The sequence below is a fragment of the Collinsella sp. AM15-2 genome (assembly GCF_003471985.1).
Taxonomy (GTDB): Bacteria; Actinomycetota; Coriobacteriia; order Coriobacteriales; family Coriobacteriaceae; genus Collinsella.
On record NZ_QRKO01000012.1, the window covers coordinates 64,010 to 67,630 of the forward strand.

Here is a 3,621-nt window from a genome sequence, read left to right on the forward strand (position 1 = left end):
CTCGTCGCGAGCCGCGCCACGCGAAGCCTTGGCAGCCGCTCCCCCGCCATCTCCGGGACGACGGCGCGTGACCTTGACCTCGCCATCCGAGACCTGATCGGCCACGGAGGGCACTGAGGGCTTCTGTTGCGCGCCCGAGGAATGGCGACGGCGCGGACGCGGCGCGCGCTCCTCCTCGCCACGTGACTTGCCGCCCTTGTCGGCAGACGCATCGGAGGCCGAGGGACCCTTGGAAGCGGCACCGGCCTCGCGAGCAGCTGCGGCGCGGAAGGCGTCCTCGCGCTCCTCGCTCGACAGATGACGGCGGCGGCGACGTGTGGGGTTCATGCCACCGCCGCGATTCTGCTGCTGGGGCTGCTGAACCTCGCGCTCGCGAGAGGCGTTCTTGCCCGCGGCTGCAGCCTCGGTAGCATCGCCCGAGCCCGCGCGCTTGCGACGACGACGGCCACCGGCGGCCTCCTCGGCCTCGGGTGCCTCGGCCTTGCCGCGGCCCTTTCCACGGCCACGGCCCTCGACCTGGCTCTGAGCAGCGCGGGTATCGGAATCGGCATCGCGACGACGGCGCTTGGGCATCGACGTGCCGGCAAGACGGTCGGCGCTCGACAGACCATCGCCCACGTCGACGCCGTTCTCGCGATCGAGCTCCATGAGCGCCAGACGCATCTCGGGCGACTCGATGCGCTCGAGCACATCGCGCGTCACGCAGTCGGGGCGGCAATTGCAGCCCTGCTCGGCAGCCTTCTTTTTGCAGCCCTCCGAGCAGGTCATATCGGCCAGGTTGACCTTAAAGACCTTGCCATTCTCCAGGCGCAGCACCAGCTGCTCGCGCGGCGTGTCATATTCCTGAATACGCGCCTTGCCAAGCGGCGTATCGATGAGCGTCTTCTTTTTGGGCGCACGGCTCTTAAAGTCCTTGTACGCCTCGAACTCATAGCGCAGGCAGCACATTAGGCGGCCACACACGCCGCTGATCTTGGAGGAATTGAGCGGCAGGTCCTGCTCTTTTGCCATGCGGATCGAGACGGGCTCAAATTGTCCGCCGAAGCGCGTGCAGCAGAGCTCCTGGCCGCACTGGGCATAGCCGCCCACCAGGCGGGTCTCGTCGCGCACGCCGATCTGGCGCATGTCGACGCGAATGTGCAGCGTCGAGGACAGGTCCTTGACGAGCTGGCGAAAATCGACGCGCTCCTCGGCGGCAAAGTAGAACACGGCCTTCTCGCCGCCAAACAGGTACTCGACGCCGACCGGCTTCATCTCGAGGTCGAGCTCTTTGACCAGACGGCGGAAATCGACCATGGCCTCGTCACCCTGGATGGCCAGGTCGTCGGCAAGCTGCAGGTCGATGTCGCTCGCCACACGCAGCACGGGCTTGAGCGGCTGACCGATCTCGTCTTGCGGTACCTCAAAGGGATCGGCCGTGACCAGGCCGATCTCGGTTCCGCGCTCGGTGGAGCAAATAGCGTAATCTGCCTCGAGGATATCCAGGTCCTGCGGGTCAAACCACAGGTCGCGCGAGGCGTAGGTAAACTTAACGGGTACGACTAACGGCATTTCAGTGCCTTCCTGATATCGAACAGCATGACCTCGATGGCCAGCTGGGGAGTAACGTTTCTGGCGATGTTGCGCTCGGCGGTCGCGACCGCCTCGAGCGCCTGGGTGGCACCCGCAACATTGGTCGCGGCGGCAAGCCGACCGATCGTGTCGCGCACGTCCTCGTTCACCACGTCGGCTGCCTCGTCCTGAAGTGTCAGCAGCACGTCGCGCATGAGCGTCCGCGCGCTCGCCAGCGCTTCCATGATACCCGAACGCTCGCGCGCGTTGAGTTCGCGCTTGTTGCGGTCCTCAAGCTGCTTCAATGCTCCACGCGACAGGTAGTCGGCGTTTTGCTCGAGTACCTTTTCCTGCGTGGACTTGACCTCGGCAAGCGGCGCCTTGACGGCGACGATGAGCGACTTGGCGCGACTGAGCACGTCGGCCTCGTCGGCGGCAATGAGTGAGTCGATGGCACGGACCATCTGACGGCGGGCGTCCTGGCGCTCGGCGCTCTTGAGGAACTCGATGCCGCGTGTGGGGCTTCCCGCCACGGCGACCGCCATGCGGCAACGCGCAGGGTCCTGACCGGTGGCGCGGCTCACGGCCTGCGCGGCGACGGCGGGCGACACCAGCCGAAACGGCACGCACTGGCAACGACTCACGATAGTGGGCAGCATCACGTCGGCCGAGGTGCCCAGCAAGATAAACATAACGCCCTCGGGCGGCTCCTCGAGCGTTTTGAGCAGTGCGTTGGCGGTGTTGGCACGCAGTTGCTCGGCACGGTCGATGATGTAGACCTTGGCGTTGGCACGGATGGGCGCCAGTGGCACGTCATCGAGCAGCTCGCGGGTCTGGGCAATGAGGTAACCCGTGGCGCTCTCGGGCGTGTAATAGTGCACGTCGGGGTGCGTATGGCGGGCGACGCGCACGCAGCTATCGCATGAGCCGCAGCCATCCTGCTCGCACAGGAAGGCTTGGGCGAGCGCCCACGCGGCGTCGAGCTTGCCCGCGCCGGGAGCGCCCAAAAACAGGTAGGCGTGCGATGCGCGACCGCTAGCGACGGCATTGGTCAAAAAGTCACGCACGCGCTCTTGGGTGTCGAGCTTGGCCAGCAGGCTTGCCTGAGCGGGGGCCATGTTACTCGGCCTCCTTGGCAAGCGCGGCGGCGACGGCTTCCTGCGGAATGTCGAGACCGTACGCGCGAACCTGCTCGACCGTCTTCTCGAAGACTTCCTCGACGGTCGTAGTGGCGTCGATGAGCTTTACGCGGTCTGGCTCCTCGGCAGCAATGGCACAAAATCCCTGGTACACACGCTCCTGGAATGCCATGCCCTTAGCCTCCATGCGATCTGCCGCGCCACGGGCTGCCATGCGTAGCGCCGCCTGCTCGGGCGTGATGTGGTAGACGAGCGTGAGCGCCGGGTGCGTTCCCGCGACGGCCAGGTTGTTGGCGTCGCGCACCATCTGGCGGTCGAGGCCATCGGCAAACGCCTGGTAGCAGGTCGTGGAATCGTAGAAGCGATCGCACAGGACCACCTTGCCGGCCGCAAGGGCGGGGGCTATGACCTCGTGTACCAGCTGGGCACGCGCAGCCTCGTAGAGCAGCAACTCGCAGGTGTCGCCCATCGCCATATTGGCGGGGTCGAGCAGCAGGGCGCGGATCTTTTCGCTGATGGCGGTGCCGCCCGGTTCGCGCAGGCTCACAACCTGGTGGCCAGCGAGCTCGAGCGCGCGGGCAAGCAGGCGCGCCTGCGTGGACTTGCCGGCACCGTCGACGCCCTCGAGCGTGATAAAGCTATGTTGAGCAGGCTCAAAAGCCATGGGCGCAGCCCCTTCCTACAAGGCGCGTAAATGCAGATATAACAACCAAGCCATGATACCCCAGCGTCCGGCGCACCCCAAATCGAACCTAGTCATTAGGGCGGCAGTTAGGGACGATCCTAAACTGCCGGCAGAAAAGGAACGTCCCCAACTGCCGGCTAAAGTTGCGGTGAAATAGGGACTGATTGAAGCTCTGAGACCGCCAAACAGTCCCTATTTCGGTTGATTTCCGATCTCAGCCGAACACATTGAGCGGATAGGCCATTC

3 protein-coding genes are annotated in these 3,621 nt (G+C 65.1%); all 3 read right to left on the bottom strand.

The genetic code is table 11. The annotated features are described in order from the left end of the window. Positions 1-1,551 (bottom strand): regulatory iron-sulfur-containing complex subunit RicT (locus tag DW171_RS06650; RefSeq protein WP_118270776.1); only part of this gene is annotated, 1,551 nt, incomplete at its 3' end. Then, positions 1,542-2,669 (bottom strand): ATP-binding protein, encoded by a 1,128-nt coding sequence (locus tag DW171_RS06655; protein WP_118270772.1) that lies wholly within the window; start codon positions 2,667-2,669, stop codon positions 1,542-1,544. The genes DW171_RS06655 and DW171_RS06650, both read right to left, overlap by 10 nt. A 1-nt stretch (position 2,670) precedes the next feature. Next, positions 2,671-3,354, bottom strand: a complete 684-nt coding sequence (gene tmk, locus DW171_RS06660; protein ID WP_118270773.1) for a dTMP kinase — start codon at positions 3,352-3,354, stop codon at positions 2,671-2,673. Between the last annotated feature and the right edge of the window lie 267 nt (positions 3,355-3,621).